Raw genomic sequence first — 16294 nt, forward strand, 5'->3', positions numbered from 1 at the left:
ATGGTGTTGGCAAGCTTCAGGTGACGGACGCTTTGCCGCAAGCCCTCAGGCTGATGCCTGCGTCAGCAGCGTATCGAGAACCTGCCGCGTCTCGCTCATGATGCCGTTAAGCGTCGCCTTGTCACATTCGCGGTAGCCGGCATCGACGATCGCGCCGCTGAGTTCGCCGATCTTCAGGCAGGAACCGGTGATCTTCGCCATGCCGATCGGCGTGTTCCAGCCGCGCGCCTCCAGATTACCATCAGATTGCTTCATGACTTCTAGCATCGAAACGATGACGGAGAGTCGCTGGGTTTCCTGAAGCAGTTTTTCCATGAACACGGGGTGCTGCTCCTATTTCATCTTCTTTTTAAGGTCGTAAAGCGCATCGAGCGCCTCGCGCGGCGTCATGTCGTCGAGGCTCATTGCCTTGAGGGCTTCTTCCACCTTGGAAGGCCCGCGCGATGTTTCCTCGCGGCGCACTGCGACCTGGAAAAGTGGCAGGTCATCGATCAGCTGGCTCGCCGGGTTCTTGCGATCGGCATCTTCAAGCCGGGTCAGCACATCGCGCGCGCGGGCCACGACAGAGGAGGGCAGACCGGCGAGCCGCGCGACCTGAATACCATAGGAGCGGTCGGCCGCACCTGGACCGACCTCGTGCAGGAAAATGACATCGCCGTCCCATTCCTTCACGCGCATCGTCGCATTCGATAGCCGGGCAAGCTTTTCAGAAAGCACGGTCAGCTCATGGAAATGCGTGGCGAAAAGTCCGCGGCAGCGATTGGCTTCGTGCAGATGCTCGACAGCGGCCCAGGCGATGGAAAGGCCGTCGAAGGTCGCGGTACCGCGGCCGATCTCGTCGAGAATGACGAGGGAACGATCGGTTGCCTGGTTTAGGATTGCAGCCGTCTCGACCATTTCCACCATGAAGGTGGAACGCCCGCGCGCCAGATCGTCGGAAGCGCCGACGCGCGAAAACAGCCGGTCGACGATGCCTATATGCGCTGATGTTGCCGGCACGAAGGAACCCATCTGGGCGAGAATCGAGATCAGCGCGTTCTGCCGTAGGAAGGTGGACTTGCCGCCCATGTTCGGGCCGGTCAGCAGCCAGATCGCCCCATCCTTCCCATCGGAAACGGGCGAGAGATCGCAATTATTGGCGACGAAGGGGCCGGTGGACTGCCGCCGCAGCGCCTGTTCGACGACGGGATGGCGCCCGCCCTCGATTGCAAACATCTTCGAGCCGTCGACCAGCGGTCGGCAATAGGCTTGCTCTTCCGCAAGCAGCGCCAACGCTGCCGCGACATCGATGACGGCAAGTGCGCGCGCGCCGGCCTTGATCGCTTCGGCCTCGGCCACGGTCGCTTCCGTCATTCGGTCGAAAGCTTCGAGCTCGATCTGCAGCGCGCGGTCTGCGGCGTTGGCAATCCGGCTTTCGAGGTCGGCAAGCTCGGTCGTGGTGAAGCGCATGGCATTCGCCATTGTCTGGCGATGGATGAAGCGGGCCTTCGCCTCTGATGTATCGGTCATCGGCCCGGCGTTGCCGGCGGTGACCTCGATGAAATAGCCGAGAATATTGTTGTGCTTGATTTTCAGCGATTTGATGCCGGTCTCTTCGGCATACTGCAGCTGCAGGCCGGCAATGACCCGGCGCGACTGGTCGCGGAGCGCCCGAACCTCGTCGAGATCGGCATTGGCGCCGTCACGCAGGAAGCCGCCGTCGCGTTTCAGGAGCGGCAATTCTTCGGCGAGGTTTTCGGCGAGGAGTGTTTCCAGTTCGGATGGAAGAGCCTGCAGCCCCACGCGCGCCTGCTCCAGTTCCTCCGGCAGCATCGCGCTTCCCAGCAGGTCGGCGATTTGAGCCGCGGCACCAAGCCCCTGCCTGATAGCCCAGAGATCCCGCGGACCGCCGCGGTCGAGCGCCAGGCGGGAGAGTGCCCGCGGCATGTCCGGAACGTGTTTCAGCGCGTCGCGCAAGTCGCCGCAGAGCGACGGTTCCTGCATCAGGAAGCCGATCGAATCCAGGCGCTGGTTGACCCGGCTGGGATCCGTCAGCGGTGACATCAACCGCTCGGCAAGCAGTCGCGCCCCGCCGCCGGTGGTCGTGCGGTCGATCGCCCTGAGCAGGGCGCCATTGCGATCGCCAGAGAGCGTGCGCACAAGTTCCAGATTGGCGCGGGTTGCCGGATCGATGAACAGTGTCGACGCGCCACTTTCCCGCTCGGGCCGCCCGAGCGGCGGTCGCTCGGCAATCTGTGTCTTTTCCACATAAGCGATGGCTGCGGCGGCGGCCGCCAGCTCTGCGCGCGAAAAACTTCCAAAACCGTCGAGCGTCGAAACCTCGAAATAGCGCGCTATACGCGTTTCTGCTGTCGCGCTGTCGAAAAGCACGGCCGGCTGCGGAACGGCGGTGCGGCCGAGTATGTCGAAGACCGGCTTCAGTTCGACATCATAAAACATCGTATCGGGAACAATGAGCTCGCGCGGATCGATGCGCAGGATATCGGCGAGCAGTCGTGATGCTTCGGTTTCCGCCAAGCGGAAGACGCCGGTGGAAATATCGATCCAGGCGAGCGCCAGCGCCGGCTCGGAAGAACCGCGGATGCGCGACAGCGTCATCAGATAGTTCGATTCCGAAGGGGAAAGCAGCTTCTCCTCGGTGATGGTGCCCGGGGTGACAAGACGCACGACATCGCGCTTGACGACGGATTTCGAACCGCGCTTTTTGGCTTCCGCCGGATCTTCCACCTGCTCGCAGACGGCAACGCGGTAGCCGAGCCCGATCAGCTTCTGCAGGTAGTCGTCGGCCGCATGCACAGGCACGCCGCACATGGCAATGTCCTGCCCCATGTGCTGGCCACGCTTGGTGAGCGTGATGCCGAGCGCGCGCGAAGCTTCGAGCGCGTCCTCGAAGAACAGCTCGTAGAAATCGCCCATGCGATAGAAGAGCAGCGAATCCGGATTGTTCGCCTTGATCTCGATATACTGTTCCATCATCGGCGTCGCCGAGGCGCGACTTTCCTCAGTCGCGAGCTCGGCTGCCGAGAAGGCTTCGTTTCTGCTGTCTATTCGTGCGTTCACGGAGGTGCAGTTTTTCCCAAAAAAACAGGTGCCAACCCTATCCGCGCGCCGCTATAGATGACAACAGCAATTGGGAAAGAGGAAAACGTCACCCACAGACGTTTGGAGGAGGCATGTCCCAGATGGAGAAGAAAGAACGGCCGGTGACCTCTGTTACCGACAAGGAAGCGCTCGAATTTCACGCGATGGGTCGGCCAGGCAAGCTGGAGATCAACCCGACCAAGCCGATGGCGACACAGCGCGACCTCTCGCTTGCCTATTCTCCCGGCGTCGCGGTGCCCGTCAAAGCCATCGCCACCGATCCTGCCACTGCCTACGACTATACGACCCGCGGCAATATGGTCGCCGTCATCTCCAACGGAACCGCCATCCTTGGCCTCGGCAATCTCGGAGCATTGGCTTCCAAGCCGGTCATGGAAGGCAAGTCGGTTCTCTTCAAGCGTTTCGCTGATGTCGATTCCATCGACCTCGAGGTAGACACCGAAAATATTGACGAATTCATCAATTGCGTGCGCTTCCTCGGCCCGTCCTTCGGCGGCATCAATCTGGAAGACATCAAGGCGCCGGACTGTTTCGTCATCGAAAGCCGCCTGCGCGAGCTGATGGATATTCCTGTGTTCCATGACGATCAGCACGGCACGGCAATCATCGCTGCTGCCGGCCTCATCAATGCGCTGGAACTGACCGGGCGTGATCTCAAGACCACCAAACTCGTCTGCAATGGTGCGGGTGCTGCCGCCATCGCCTGCGTCGAGCTCATCAAATCGATGGGCTTTGCGCCGGAAAATATCATCCTCTGTGATACCAAGGGCGTCATCTATCAGGGCCGCACCGAAGGCATGAACCAGTGGAAGTCGGCGCATGCGGCAAAGACCGATACCCGCACGCTGGAAGAAGCCATGCAGGGCGCCGACGTGGTTTTTGGCCTGTCGCAGAAGGGTGCCTTCTCCGAAGAGATGATCCGCTCCATGGCCGACCGGCCGATCATCTTCGCCATGGCCAATCCCGATCCGGAAATCACGCCGGAAGAAGTTGCCCGCATCCGTGATGACGCCATCATGGCGACCGGCCGTTCGGACTATCCGAACCAGGTCAACAACGTGCTGGGCTTCCCCTATATCTTCCGCGGCGCCCTCGACGTTCGTGCTACGACCATCAACGATGCAATGAAGATTGCCGCTGTAAACGCACTCGCCAGTCTCGCCCGTGAAGATGTGCCCGATGATGTTGCGGCTGCCTATCAGGGCAACCGCCCGCGTTTCGGCGCGCAATATATCATTCCGGTTCCCTTCGATCCGCGCCTGATCTCCGCCATTCCTGCTGCCGTTGCCGAGGCGGCGATCGAAAGTGGCGTCGCCCGCAAGATCATCACCGACATGGCTGGCTACAAGCGAGAGCTGTCGGCTCGCCGCGATCCGATCGCCTCCACGCTCGCCAGCCTTTATGAGCGTGTGCGCCGTCACCCGAAACGGGTGGTTTTCGCCGAGGCCGAAGAGGAGCAGGTGCTGCGCGCCGCCATGTCATACGCCAATCAGCAGCTTGGCACCGCCATACTGCTCGGCCGCGAAGACCTGATCCATGCAACGGCCGAACGCGCCGGCATCGACCTCAATCGCCCGGGCCTCGAGATCGTCAACGCTCGTATCTCGACCCGCGTCGAGGCCTATATTGACTATCTCTATGCCCGCCTTCAGCGCAAAGGCTACCTCCACCGCGACGCGCAGCGCCTGATCCATAATGACCGCAACCATTTCGCGGCCACCATGGTGGCGCTTGGCGATGCCGATGGCATGGTGACGGGCATCACCCGCAACTATTCGACGGCACTCGAAGATGTGCGCCGCTGCATCGACCATAAGCCGGGCCATCGCGTGATCGGCGTGTCGATCGCGCTTTGCCGCGGACGCACGGTCTTCGTTGCCGACACTGCGGTCCACGACATGCCGACGGCCGAGGAACTTGCCGATATCGCCGAGGAGGCCGCAGGTCTGGCGCGCCGCATGGGCTACCAGCCGCGCGTCGCGTTGCTTGCCTATTCCACCTTCGGCCATCCCTCGGGGGAGCGTTCCGAGCGTGTCCGCGAAGCGGTAAAGATCCTCGACAAGCGTCGCGTCGATTTCGAGTATGATGGCGAAATGGCCGCCGATGTTGCCCTGAACCGCAAGGTTATGGAGCAATATCCCTTCTGCCGCCTCTCCGGCCCGGCCAACGTCCTCGTCATGCCGGCATTCCACTCGGCATCGATCTCGACCAAGATGCTGCAGGAACTCGGCGGCTCGACAGTCATTGGCCCCATCCTCGTCGGCTTAGACAAGGCGGTACAGATCACCTCGATGGGCGCCAAGGACAGCGATATCGTCAATATGGCTGCCATCGCGGCCTATGCTGCCGGCTCTTGATAGGTAAAAGAGGCCGGATCACTGCGGTCCGGCCGCACGCAGCCTAGCCCGCGAAGGCGATCAGGTTTCCATCTGGATCGCATACGATGAATGTTCGGGCGCCCCAGGGTTCCAGCCTCAGCGGCTGATGAAACGGCACGCCATTTGCGGTGTATTCGAGAAAAAGTGCCTTCACATCATCAAGTGTGATCGTTGCTGACAGGATATCCCTCTCGCGCTGACGAAGTTCGGGATGGAAGGCAGGCATGTCGACGTGGCGAAGATTGAGCCTGGCTGCATCGCGAATGACTTGCGCATAAAAGGGCGGTTCGCCGTAGGTAAAGGCAATCGTGAAGCCGAGTTTCTGTGAATAGAAATCGCAGGCGGCCTGGATATCGTCCACAAAAAGCTGCGGCTGAGCGTCAAGCAATGTCGGTTGGCAAGCGGATTTCTGCTGGTCGGTTGCATTCATCTCCGTGAGCCCTTTTTTCAGCGCCTCCCAGCTTTCAAATCCCTCCTGTGCGGCCACCAGTTCCTGTGCATCCGCAAGCTTGAACTCAAGTTCGAGGATTTGCCGGTCATTGAGATGGCGGTAGCGGGAAAGCCAATGGCGAATCTCTGCGGCAACAGGATAATAACGATCCTGATGCCAGCGCTTGAATTGCTTGGCTTTCTTCCGGAGATTTTCGAGATTCGGCATGGCGCAAGGTTTGATCTTGTAGGCGGGCATAGCCCAGCCGGCACCATTGCCGATGCGCCCTACTGAAAACGCCGAATAAGAATGGATGCATGAGACATCGCCGTCAAGCGATGGCCGTCAGCTTGCGAAGCGACCTGCGTCTGCACCATAATAATTGAGATATCGGTCGGAAATGCTCGATATCGGCAGCACGATCAGCACGTCGGTCGTATTGAACGCCTGATCGACGACCGCGCTGGAACCGACCATCGCGCCGAGGCGCAGGTAACCCTTGATGAGCGGCGGCAACGCCATCAGCGCCTTTTTCGGATTGACGCCTTCGGGCGGCATCAGGTCCATGTCGCGCGCGAGATGCGGCAGGGCGCCAACGGCCCATTCGTTCTTGGCGAGCACGCTGTGATAGAGGAAGGAGAGTGCCAGCGCATGGCTTTCCGGGTGAACGCCTGGGAAGGAGGCGCAGCCGAACATGGCGCTCATGCCGTGCTTCAGCGCATAGGCCCAATTGCCCTGCCAGAGCAGTTCCACCGTGCGCTTGGTGCGGTACTCCGGCAGCACGCAGGAGCGGCCGAGTTCCATGAAGCGCTTGTCAGGATGACGGGCAATGAGCTCGTCGATCGCAAATTCCGAAGCCGAGTAAAAACCGCCATTGGCCATGGCGACATCCTGCCTCAGCAGCCGGTAGGTCCCGACGATCTGGTCTTCAGCGTCCCCCTCGATCGAGCGGTCGAGAACGAGAAGATGATCGCAGAAGGCATCGTAGGCATCGAAGTCCCGCTCGCGGCGCATGGCGTCTGCCGGCAGCTGGGCCTTCATTTCCTCGACGAAAACGCGGTAACGCACAGCCTGCGCGGCATCGATTTCACGCGCGCTGCGGGCAAGGCGAGTCTCCAGATTGCCGATACGACCGAGAACATCGTCTTCCTTCGGCGCGGCAGCCGTCGACGGCCGAGCGGCCTCGGCAACAGCGTCACAATTAAGGATGTCAACAGACATGGCGATTCTCCCGTCTCCGGCCTACCACACGCCATAAAACACTTATGTACGACAGGAAAGTGACATATCGAATTTGTGCACGCAAGAAACGTGCCGATTTCCCCACCTTCAGCGCGCCTCAGCCCGGCGTGCCGAAAGCGCAACAACCGCCTGTACTTCGGTCAACAGCCTGACTGGATCCACCGGCTTCACCATGACGCGATTGGCGCCGTTGAGCAAGACCTGTCGCCGCGATTCGTCACTCTTGTCAGCAGTCAGGACGATGACCGGTACGGGCTGAAGATCGAGCCGTCGTTCGTGTCCGCGCAGGCGTCCGAGCATGTCGATGCCATTGCCGCCGGGCATGGAGAGATCGCTGATGATGATATCGGGCCTGTCGTCACCCAATGCATAATCGAGCAGGGTTTCGAAATCATCCACGTGCCTGACGGAATGGCCGCCTTTTTCCAGCATGACCCGCACCAGCATGGCATTGATCGGATCGTCCTCGCCTAGCAGGACGGAAAGACCGCCGCCCATCGCCGTGCGTTCAGCAATGGAGGGGCCGAGCCCGGGCTGGTTGTCGTTCAGCGCATCGCGCTTTTCCATGCCGCGCATGCGTCCGCGCAGCACGTCGATCAGCGACTGCTCGCGCAGCGGCCGGATCAGCCACGCATCGAAGAGGTCGAGCGAATAGGAGTTGCGCTCTTCCGGATTGACGAGCAGCACCTTGCGCAGGCCCAGTGCCGCGATCTCCGTGCGATCGGCGATATGCAGCGAGAAATCGTCAGACATGCGGTGATCGACGATAATATCGGTCGGTCGGTCGCCGCTGCGGGCTAGCGACAGCAGACTTTCGCGCGCCGCCTCGCCGGCGGCGACAAGGTGGCAGCGTCCGCCAAGCGTCGTGATCGTTTCGGCGATCGCCGTGCGCGCTGCGCCCGCCGGAGCGAGCAGCACGATGCTGTTTCCCGCCAGCAAGGCATTTCGGGTGGCTGTATCCTCTTCCGAAAATTCGACAGGAAAGCGGATGGTGAACTGGCTGCCCTTGCCCCTCTCGCTTGCAACTGTCAGCGAACCGTCGAATTCGCGCATGATGCGGGCGGAGATTGCAAGGCCGAGGCCCGTGCCGTTGCTCTTCTGGGCAAGCGAACCGCCCTGTTCGAATTCCCCGAATATGCGCGCCTGCTCGTCCGCCGTCATGCCAGGCCCGGTATCGGTCACCGATATCACCAGCTCGCCGGCAGCTCGGGAGACGCGGATGAAGACGCCGCCGGCCTGCGTGAACTTGACGGCATTGCCGATGACATTGAAGAGCACCTGCCGCAGTCGCGCCGGATCGAAGTTCATCAGCTCCGGTACGTCGGAGGAAACTGTCGCGCCGATCTCGATACCCTTCTCATGAGCGCGATGGGCGAGCATCTCGACAACGCTTTCGACCAGCTTGCGCAGGGATTCCGAGCGCGGATGAAGCTGGAAGCGGCCGACCTCGATGGTGGAGAAGTCGAGCAAATCTTCAACCAGCTGCGTCAGCGCCTGACCGGACTGGCGGATGCTGGTGAGGTAGTTCTGCTGTTCCTGCGTGAGCTTCGTTTCTGCGATCAGATGCGCCATGCCGAGAATGCCTGACAGAGGCGTGCGGATTTCGTGACTGACCGTGGCAAGCAGCCGCGATTTGGCGGCGCTGTTATATTCGGCCTTCTGCCGAGCCTCCTCACGGCTTTCGGCGGCAAGCCGCTCTTCGGTCACGTCGCGCGCGATGCTTTGCAAAAGCAGGCGTCCATTTGTCGGATCGCGGGTCACCACATCTTGCCAGAGAAAGATGCGCTGGCCGGTCGATGTCGAGATTTCGACATCATAGCGGTGCGGCTGAGGGCCGGGGCGGAAGGCAAGGCCGATCTCCTCGCAAGTCTGGCCTTCGGGTTTGGCGCGCCCTGTCAGCCGGCGGAACGTCTCATTGGCGCCGATGATGCGGCGGTCCATCGTCCGGGTGACGACGATGTCGCCGAGCACGTCATGGACCTCACCGAGCAGGCCGGTTGTATCGACACGTTCAGATATATCCGGGCTTCGCCCGCCGGGCCTGGCTCCGTTCTTCAAAAGCGTGGCAAGATAGCCTGCAATCGCGGCGATCAGGACAAGGCCGAGGCCTGCAACGAGTGACCCGCCCCAGTGAGAAAGCAACAGCAGCAGGATCGCCGAAATGAGACCTGCTCCGCCGAGCCAGTAAAAGAGCAGAGGATACAGAGAGCGCAGGGGAGGCGGCGACGATAATTCACCCGCCGTCCGGCCTCGGTAGGCCCTGACGGCGGTACCGCCGAATGCGGCGGACAATCGGTCCTGTAACTGCGCCAGACTCTGCATGCAGTCCAGCTAACATATTGCCCGTTCCGAATGTTTTCAGGAATCCGCTAAAAATTTAATGATCCGTCTTTTTCGGCTTCTGCAGCATCTCATCGACAATGACGCAGCCTGCGCCAACGGTGATAAAACTGTCGGCGAGATTGAACACGGCGAAGGACCAGGTTTCCGTGTGGAAGAGGATATAGTCGATCACATGGCCATAGGCGAAACGGTCGATGAGATTGCCGATCGCTCCTGCAATGATCAGCGCGTAACCGAGATGCGCCAGCCAGCGGTCCTTGGCCGTGCGATGCCAGAGATAAAGTACGAAAGCGACGATGATCAGGCGCATGCCGACGATGAACCAGCCATCCATGCCTGATAGCATCGAGAACGCGACGCCCAGATTGTAAGTGCGGTAGAGCGCCAGCATCGGAATGACGGGCACGGCTTCCTGCAGCGGAAGATAATGGTCGACGGCGATCTTGACGATCTGGTCGAGGATGACGGCGATCACGATGAAGATCAGGATCGGCAGCGGTCGTGAAAAGAGCGCCGGGCGTGCGGTCGCAAGATCGGTCATTTGCCCTCGGACAGTGAGAGGAGATGGCGGCGTGCCTCGAAAAGCATGACGGCTGTGGCAACGCCGAGATTGAGGGAATCGGCGCGACCCTGCTGCGGAATGCGGGCAAGCGCGTCCGCTTCCCTGGCAAGCTGGTCCGGCAGGCCGGATTGTTCGTTGCCCATCAGAAGCACGACCGGCTTCTTCTTGTAATCGATCGTGCGATAGTCGACCGAGCCGGCAAGATGGGTCGCGACGACGGAAACGCCCGCCTGCTTCTTCCAGGCGATGAATTCCTCCGCAGTTGCATGGGCGACCTGAACGGCAAAGACCGAGCCCATGGTGGCCCGCACCGTTTCCAACGAGAAAGGATCGGTCGTTTCGCCGACAAGAATGACGCCGGAGGCGCCGGCCGCGTCAGCCGTCCGGATGATCGTTCCAAGATTGCCCGGATCGCGCACGCGGTCGAGCGCCACCCACGTCTCGCCATCCTTCGGCCGGATATCCCTGAGCTTTGCCCAGCGCGTTTCGAAAATGCCGACCACCATCTGCGGATTGTCGCGACGCGTGATCGAGGAGATCACCTTCTCGCTGACTTCGAGCACCAGACCGCCGGACGCAACGGTCTTTGCCGCCATCTGCTCGACCAGCGGCTTGCCCTTGGCTGCCTTGGCATAGACGAGCGTGCGGATTGTCCAGCCGAGCTCGATCGCGTCGATGACGAGCTTCAGCCCTTCAGCCATGAAGGTGCCGCTCTCTTCACGCGACTTCTTGTTGGTCAGCGCCTTGATGTCTTTTATGATCGGATTGGCAAGCGAGGTGACTTCCTTCACCTGCCCAACCCTGCGGGGGCCGCGATCGTGGAATTCGTTCATTTCGGCACCCAGCGGGAAAAGAGGGAAGTGGAGAGCGCCCGACCCGGCGTCTTGCCGTCAAGGCCTGCCTCGCGGATGACGAGTTCGCCGGATTCGACCACGCCGCCGGCCCCGCGCATTGTCTCGCGCATCAATTCGTGGATCGAATAGAAGCTCGCCCGGATCGAATAGGCGGTCAGCACCAGGCCGACGGCTCTAGGCGACAGGATCTCGCGGCAGATATCCAGCATCAGCGGCAGGTGTTCGAAGAGATGCCAGACCTCGCCGTTCGGCCCGCGGCCGAATTTCGGCGGGTCGGTGAGAATGATGTCGTATTGGCTGCCTCGGCGCTCCTCGCGCAGGATGAACTTCATGGCGTCCTCGCAGATCCAGCGGATCGGCAATTTCTCCATGCGTCCCAGCGCCTGGTTCTCGCGGGCCCAGCCGATCGCCTTCTTCGACGCGTCCACATGCGTGACCTCCGCACCGGCGGCGGCGGCGACCAGTGAGGCGACGCCGGTATAACCGAAGAGGTTCAGCACCTTCAGAGGTCGCCCAGCCCGTTCCACCTGTTCCTTCATCCAGCTCCAGTGCACGATCTGCTCGGGAAAAACGCCGACATGCCGGAAGGAGGTGAAGCGGCCGAAGAAATCGACACCGAGCAGGTTGAGGGGCCAGGTCTCGCCATGCGCCCCCTTCGGAAAACGCCAGCGGCCAGTGCCTTCCTCATCCGTATCGCCGGTGAAGACAGCGTCGACCTTCTCCCAGGCATGGGCGGGCAGGGTTGGCTGCCACAGTGCCTGTCCCTCAGGGCGCACGATCCGGTAGGGGCCGTACTGCTCCAGCTTCTGACCGTTGCCGCTGTCGATCAGATGGAAATCGCCGGCGCCCGTCGAATCGAGGATGACGGGGACGCGTTCAGCCGGCCGCTCGCCATTGCGCACCATGAGCGGGCGGTCGATTGCTGCCGGAATGGCTGCCGGTGGGCGCTGTTCGCGCTGAGGTGCAGGTTTTGCGGCCGTCTTCTCCGGCATTGCAGGTCGCGCATCGCTGCGGCGTCCGCCCGAAGGGCCTGCCGACGTCTTCGCGCCGGGCCGGCGTTCTCTCTGTTTCAACGTGGTCTTCCGCGTCCAAAAATCAATTGAGCCAGTGCAAATAGCATCCTGTCCGACCTTGGCAAAGCGCTTTCCCGTTATGATATGGTTCGCTCATGGAAATGGGGAATTGCTGATGGAACTGATCGGGGAGGAACGCATCGCCGCGCCGCGGGATGTTGTATGGGCGGCCATGAACGATCCCGATATCATCAGGCAATGCATTCCCGGCTGCCAAAACGTCGAAAAGCTGTCGTCCACACAATTCCTGGCAACGGTCAAAGTCGGTTTCGGACTGTTTTCCGTGACGTTCAACGGCGAGATCAGGCTTTCGGATGTCGATGTGCCGCGCAGTTACACCATCGCCGCGGAAGGGCGGGGCGGGATTGCCGGCTTTGCAAGAGGCGAAGCCGATGTGACCCTGGTGGACGAGGGCCTGCATACCTTGCTGTGTTATAAGGCGGACGGTGATACGGGGGGGCGGGTCGCCGAACTCGGCGGCAGGCTGATCCGCACCACGCTGGAAAAGCTCGCGCGACGCTTCTGGGGCAGCTTCAACGCGGCCGTCGTCGAAAAGGCTGCAGGCTAGACACTATGCACAATCCCTTCCAAGCAGGATCGATGACCTGGAAAATCCGACCGAACCGTCCCGAAGATGCGATGCAGCTCGCTGAGATCTACCTCTCCGTCCGACGCCGAACCTTCACATGGGTGGACCCCGGCAAATTTCATCGGGAGGATTTTGCCGCCCATACCAACGGTGAAATGATCTCCGTCTGCGAGGAACCCGCTGGGAAGATAGCTGGCTTCATATCGATCTGGGCGGCGGATGATTTCATCCACATGCTCTACATCCTGCCCGAATTCCAGGGCAAAGGCGCGGGAACCGCGTTGCTGCAATCGCTTCCTGCCTGGCCCGAGCACAGGTATCGGCTGAAATGCCTGGTCAACAACAGCAGGGCCAAAGCCTTCTATCTGGCGCATGGCTTTCAGGTCACCGGCAGGGGCGCCTCGACGGAAGGCGACTATGAAGAACTGAGTTTCATTCCCGCCACGACGGGATAGTTGCAATCATCGCGAGGGTAACTGTCCGGCGATTTCCTCCGCCCGCGTTTTGTGGCGGCCAGCTTCGCCTTGCCAGCGGATTGCTTCCTTGGCTTCGACGCGTGCGCGCTTGCGATGTTTGCCTTGATTGAACCAGGTCGCAGCAGAACCCACCAGCATGCCAATGATGAAGGCGATCAGCAGGAAGACGAAGAAAGGCGCGGCGAGGGAAAGAACCTGATCTTCCGGGCGAAACGGATTGAAGGCAAGCGTCACATTCTGTCGGTTGGCGACGCAGAAGATAATCAGGATGACGCCGAGTGGCAGCAAAATCAAAAGGTTGATGATCTTCTTGGTCATATGGTTCTCCGCGCCGGTCTTCCAAAGGCAAGCTTCATGGACGCCAGAATAGAAGGGCGGCGGCGAAGTTCAAGTGTGGCTTGATGCGCGATGCCGAGGATCAATCCTCTTCGTCGGCCTGTCCGGGGTTCAGGCGCTCGCGCAGTTCCTTCCCGGTCTTGAAGAAGGGGACCCACTTCTCTTCGACAAATACCGTATCGCCGGTGCGCGGGTTGCGGCCGGAGCGGGATGGGCGGTTCTTGACGGAAAATGCGCCGAAGCCGCGCAGTTCGACGCGGTTGCCGGCAGCAAGCGCATCCGTGATCTCGTCGAGGACCGCATTGACGATATTTTCAACATCGCGGTGGTAGAGATGCGGATTGCGTGCCGCAACGATCTGCACCAGTTCGGACTTGATCACGATTGCCCCCTTAAATTATTGATTTCTTATTCAATCCTGGCCAACCTGCCAAACTGAAAGCAGCCCGTCAAGGAGCAACTTTGGGGGTAGGATGCCGTTCATATCCTGACCTTTGACCAGATCACCATAACCAAAGATCGTAATCAATCGCGAAACAGCTCCAGCGAGCAAAAAGGGCGTGTTGCTCTTCTTGTCCCAGTCGACGACCGGGAGCTTGTCGCTAACGTTTCGGGAGGTCAGATAGGCCTTGATTTCCGCTTCTCCACCGACGGCGTCGATGAGCTTCACCTTGAGCGCCTGGCGGCCCGTATAGATCGTGCCGTCAGCCAGTTTGAGCACCTCGTCATGCGGCAATTTGCGCCGGTCGGCAACGAGGTTGACGAACCAGTCGTAGCTGTCGAGAACCATGTTGCGGATCATGGCCTTGGCTTCTTCACTCGTGTCGTGGAACGGCGACGGCTCGGCCTTGAGCGGCGAAGATTTGATCTCCTGCAGCGAGACGCCGAGCTTGTCGAGCAGTGGCTGGATCTGCGGGTACTGGAAGATGACACCGATCGAGCCGGTGATCGAGCTTTCGCCGGCGATGATCGTATCGCCGGCCGTTGCAATCATGTAGCCGGCGGAAGCTGCGAGCGTTCTGACGTCGGAGACGACGGGCTTCTTCTCCGCAATCGCCCGGATCGCCTTGAAGATCTTTTCGCCGCCATAGGTCGTGCCGCCGGGCGAGGAGATCGAGACCACGACTGCCTTGACTTGATCGTTGTCCTTGATCTTTTTCAGTCGCTCGAGCAGTTCGTCATCATCCGTGATGAGGCCGGAGATCGTCACATGGGCGATATGCGGCCGCGCCGTGCTGCTTTCGCTGAAGGCAAAACTATAAAGCGCGAAGCCCAGCGCAACGAGCAGCACGACCGCAGCAAGGCGCCAGAAACCAAGCCTGCGGCGCAGCAGCCGGCGGTCTGCGATGATCGAGCTGTCCATTCCAACCTCCAGAAACGAAACCCAACAGCGGTTTCCGCCGCTGGGAAATAAGGCGCAAGCCCCTTCGAGAAAATGCCCGGAAACCTGCTATTTTCGGTTTAGTTGCTTGTTGCAGAAAAAAATCCATATTGGCAAGCCAATGTAATAATGCGAAACGAACTGTGATTGGCGACCGCTATTGCTATATAAGCGGCACGATCATCACACACGGACCAGGCATATGCTCGATACCCTCAGGAATAACGGGAAGCCCGCATACGCAGGGCCAAAGGACAGCGCCTATGGCGTTGCCCGGTTTCATTCCGTACGTGTCCGCCGCCTGAAGTTTTTGCTCCCGGTCGCAGCTCTCGTCGTTTCCCTCATCTTCATTGCCGTCTCTGTGATCCGCACTTACCTGCCTGAAACCATCAAGATCGAGGGCGCCAAGATCGAGAACGGCAAAGTCGTGATGGAAAAGCCGGCCATTGCCGGTCGTAACTCCGACGGCATCAATTATTCGATGCTGGCCGAACGCGCGCTGCAGGATATTCGCAATCCCGACTTCATCACGCTGGAGACGATCAAGGCGGCCGTGCCGATGAATGACGGCCTGATGGCTCGCGTGACGGCGGCGACCGCGGATTTCAACCGCGCCACCGACAACCTGCATATGACCGCACCGTTCACCCTTGTCCTGAGCAGCGGTCTCGTTGCGAATTTTCAGTCCGCCCACCTTGATATCAAGGGCGGAAACTTGACGACGGACGATCCCGTCAGAATTACCAAGGACAACGCTTCGATTGTTGCGCAGACCCTCAATATAACCGATAAGGGGCGCGTGATCACATTCGAGGGGAATGTTCGCATGAATGTTGAATCATCCGCTATCCACAAACAGGGTACCTAAAGAGCCGGGTCACATGACAAAAGATTGTCGCATTTCAACTTGCAAGACTGGCGTAGCTTTCATCACTGGCGCGCTTGCCTTCGTTCTGTCGGTCGCGGGGGCGGCCGCTCAGTCGACGACGATGCCTGGCATGAAGCTTTCAAGCGATCAGCCGATCCAGATCGAAAGCAACAAGCTGGAAATCCATGATCAGGAACATACGGCGCTCTTCACCGGTGACGTCAAGGTCGTTCAGGGTACGACGACCCTGCAGGCCGGCAAAATGACCGTCTATTACAAGGACAAGGCAAAGCAGCCCCAGGCAGGCGGCGCAGCAGCACCTGCAGCCCAGCCGGCGCAGGCAGCCGCTGAGCAGTCCAATTCCCTTGCCTCGGGCAGCGCGGACATCGACAAGATCCTGGTGACCGACAAGGTCTACCTCACCTCTGGGACGCAGACGGCGACMGCCGAYGATGGCAATTTCGATATGACCTCGCAGGTCTTYATCCTCACCGGCAAGAAGGTCGTGCTGACGGATGGCCCGAACGTTTTTACCGGTTGCCAGCTCACCGTTCACATGACGACAGGCCAGGCAGAGCTTGAAAGCTGTGGCGGCCGTGTCCAAATTCAGCTCGATCCGAAATCGCAGCCGAGCCAGCAGCCAAAGCAGAACTGAGAGTC

At 60.3% G+C, this 16294-nt stretch carries 16 protein-coding genes; 5 read left to right on the forward strand and 11 right to left on the reverse strand.

The window, feature by feature from the left end:
- Positions 1 to 45 precede the first annotated feature (45 nt).
- Together AC1DF8_RS05975 and mutS are read right to left on the reverse strand one after the other, a co-directional pair.
- Complete coding sequence (locus tag AC1DF8_RS05975; RefSeq protein WP_112970001.1) at positions 46 to 321, reverse strand: hypothetical protein; 276 nt, start codon at positions 319 to 321, stop codon at positions 46 to 48.
- Positions 322 to 333: 12 nt separating this feature from the next.
- Positions 334 to 3060, reverse strand: a complete 2727-nt coding sequence (mutS, locus tag AC1DF8_RS05980) for a DNA mismatch repair protein MutS (protein ID WP_477995259.1) — start codon at positions 3058 to 3060, stop codon at positions 334 to 336.
- Positions 3061 to 3173: 113 nt separating this feature from the next.
- Between mutS and AC1DF8_RS05985 the strand changes: the two genes are divergently transcribed.
- Entirely contained in the window at positions 3174 to 5459 is a 2286-nt protein-coding gene (locus tag AC1DF8_RS05985) for an NADP-dependent malic enzyme (RefSeq protein ID WP_477995261.1), read from the forward strand.
- A 43-nt stretch (positions 5460 to 5502) separates the two neighbouring features.
- On the opposite strand, the gene AC1DF8_RS05990 is transcribed toward AC1DF8_RS05985, so the two are convergent.
- From AC1DF8_RS05990 to AC1DF8_RS06015, 6 genes are all read right to left on the reverse strand, one after another.
- Entirely contained in the window at positions 5503 to 6138 is a 636-nt protein-coding gene (locus AC1DF8_RS05990; RefSeq protein ID WP_112970245.1) for a bleomycin resistance protein, read from the reverse strand.
- A gap of 117 nt (positions 6139 to 6255) precedes the next feature.
- Positions 6256 to 7131: a l-ornithine N(alpha)-acyltransferase gene (olsB, locus tag AC1DF8_RS05995; RefSeq protein WP_112969998.1), complete on the reverse strand. Its 876-nt coding sequence runs from the start codon at positions 7129 to 7131 to the stop codon at positions 6256 to 6258.
- A gap of 108 nt (positions 7132 to 7239) precedes the next feature.
- Positions 7240 to 9474 (reverse strand): hybrid sensor histidine kinase/response regulator, encoded by a 2235-nt coding sequence (locus AC1DF8_RS06000; protein WP_477995263.1) that lies wholly within the window; start codon positions 9472 to 9474, stop codon positions 7240 to 7242.
- Between the two features lie 55 nt (positions 9475 to 9529).
- The gene (lspA, locus tag AC1DF8_RS06005; protein WP_029869030.1) at positions 9530 to 10036 is read right to left on the reverse strand and encodes a signal peptidase II; all 507 of its coding nucleotides are present in this window, start codon (positions 10034 to 10036) and stop codon (positions 9530 to 9532) included.
- Positions 10033 to 10890 (reverse strand): TrmH family RNA methyltransferase, encoded by an 858-nt coding sequence (locus AC1DF8_RS06010; RefSeq protein ID WP_029869031.1) that lies wholly within the window; start codon positions 10888 to 10890, stop codon positions 10033 to 10035. Before AC1DF8_RS06010 ends, lspA begins: the two co-directional genes overlap by 4 nt.
- Positions 10887 to 11984: a class I SAM-dependent methyltransferase gene (locus tag AC1DF8_RS06015; protein WP_477995266.1), complete on the reverse strand. Its 1098-nt coding sequence runs from the start codon at positions 11982 to 11984 to the stop codon at positions 10887 to 10889. The genes AC1DF8_RS06010 and AC1DF8_RS06015 overlap by 4 nt, the downstream gene beginning before the upstream one ends.
- Positions 11985 to 12099: 115 nt before the next feature.
- On the opposite strand from AC1DF8_RS06015, the gene AC1DF8_RS06020 reads away from it, so the two are divergent.
- Positions 12100 to 12552 carry a CoxG family protein gene (locus AC1DF8_RS06020; RefSeq protein ID WP_477995268.1) on the forward strand — a complete coding sequence of 151 codons (453 nt, stop codon included), beginning with the start codon at positions 12100 to 12102 and terminating at the stop codon, positions 12550 to 12552.
- A gap of 32 nt (positions 12553 to 12584) precedes the next feature.
- Complete coding sequence (locus tag AC1DF8_RS06025; RefSeq protein ID WP_112541998.1) at positions 12585 to 13028, forward strand: GNAT family N-acetyltransferase; 444 nt, start codon at positions 12585 to 12587, stop codon at positions 13026 to 13028.
- 6 nt (positions 13029 to 13034) lie between these two features.
- Here the strand turns inward: AC1DF8_RS06025 and AC1DF8_RS06030 are convergent, their stop codons facing one another.
- The 3 genes from AC1DF8_RS06030 to sppA all read right to left on the reverse strand — a co-directional run bounded on the left by AC1DF8_RS06030 (position 13035) and on the right by sppA (position 14748).
- On the reverse strand, positions 13035 to 13367 hold the full coding sequence (locus AC1DF8_RS06030; protein WP_029869035.1) for a LapA family protein: 333 nt from the start codon (positions 13365 to 13367) through the stop codon (positions 13035 to 13037).
- A gap of 100 nt (positions 13368 to 13467) precedes the next feature.
- Complete coding sequence (locus AC1DF8_RS06035) at positions 13468 to 13767, reverse strand: integration host factor subunit beta (protein ID WP_003544934.1); 300 nt, start codon at positions 13765 to 13767, stop codon at positions 13468 to 13470.
- A 30-nt stretch (positions 13768 to 13797) separates the two neighbouring features.
- On the reverse strand, positions 13798 to 14748 hold the full coding sequence (gene sppA, locus AC1DF8_RS06040) for a signal peptide peptidase SppA (RefSeq protein WP_112541802.1): 951 nt from the start codon (positions 14746 to 14748) through the stop codon (positions 13798 to 13800).
- Between the two features lie 220 nt (positions 14749 to 14968).
- Between sppA and lptC the strand changes: the two genes are divergently transcribed.
- Positions 14969 to 15634 carry an LPS export ABC transporter periplasmic protein LptC gene (gene lptC, locus AC1DF8_RS06045; RefSeq protein ID WP_029868953.1) on the forward strand — a complete coding sequence of 222 codons (666 nt, stop codon included), beginning with the start codon at positions 14969 to 14971 and terminating at the stop codon, positions 15632 to 15634.
- A 13-nt stretch (positions 15635 to 15647) separates the two neighbouring features.
- Complete coding sequence (locus tag AC1DF8_RS06050) at positions 15648 to 16289, forward strand: LptA/OstA family protein (protein WP_029868954.1); 642 nt, start codon at positions 15648 to 15650, stop codon at positions 16287 to 16289.
- Positions 16290 to 16294 lie beyond the last annotated feature (5 nt).

It is taken from the genome of Rhizobium sp. 05N49, assembly GCF_056396805.1.

Excerpts from the sequence above, each read along its gene's own strand:
- AC1DF8_RS05985 (WP_477995261.1), top strand. The coding sequence starts at position 3,174 with ATGTCCCAGATGGAGAAGAAAGAACGGCCGGTGACCTCTGTTACCGAC.
- AC1DF8_RS05990 (WP_112970245.1), bottom strand. The coding sequence starts at position 6,138 with ATGCCGAATCTCGAAAATCTCCGGAAGAAAGCCAAGCAATTCAAGCGC.
- olsB (WP_112969998.1), bottom strand. The coding sequence starts at position 7,131 with ATGTCTGTTGACATCCTTAATTGTGACGCTGTTGCCGAGGCCGCTCGG.
- AC1DF8_RS06000 (WP_477995263.1), bottom strand. The coding sequence starts at position 9,474 with ATGCAGAGTCTGGCGCAGTTACAGGACCGATTGTCCGCCGCATTCGGC.
- lspA (WP_029869030.1), bottom strand. The coding sequence starts at position 10,036 with ATGACCGATCTTGCGACCGCACGCCCGGCGCTCTTTTCACGACCGCTG.
- AC1DF8_RS06010 (WP_029869031.1), bottom strand. The coding sequence starts at position 10,890 with ATGAACGAATTCCACGATCGCGGCCCCCGCAGGGTTGGGCAGGTGAAG.
- AC1DF8_RS06020 (WP_477995268.1), top strand. The coding sequence starts at position 12,100 with ATGGAACTGATCGGGGAGGAACGCATCGCCGCGCCGCGGGATGTTGTA.
- AC1DF8_RS06025 (WP_112541998.1), top strand. The coding sequence starts at position 12,585 with ATGACCTGGAAAATCCGACCGAACCGTCCCGAAGATGCGATGCAGCTC.
- AC1DF8_RS06030 (WP_029869035.1), bottom strand. The coding sequence starts at position 13,367 with ATGACCAAGAAGATCATCAACCTTTTGATTTTGCTGCCACTCGGCGTC.
- sppA (WP_112541802.1), bottom strand. The coding sequence starts at position 14,748 with ATGGACAGCTCGATCATCGCAGACCGCCGGCTGCTGCGCCGCAGGCTT.
- lptC (WP_029868953.1), top strand. The coding sequence starts at position 14,969 with ATGCTCGATACCCTCAGGAATAACGGGAAGCCCGCATACGCAGGGCCA.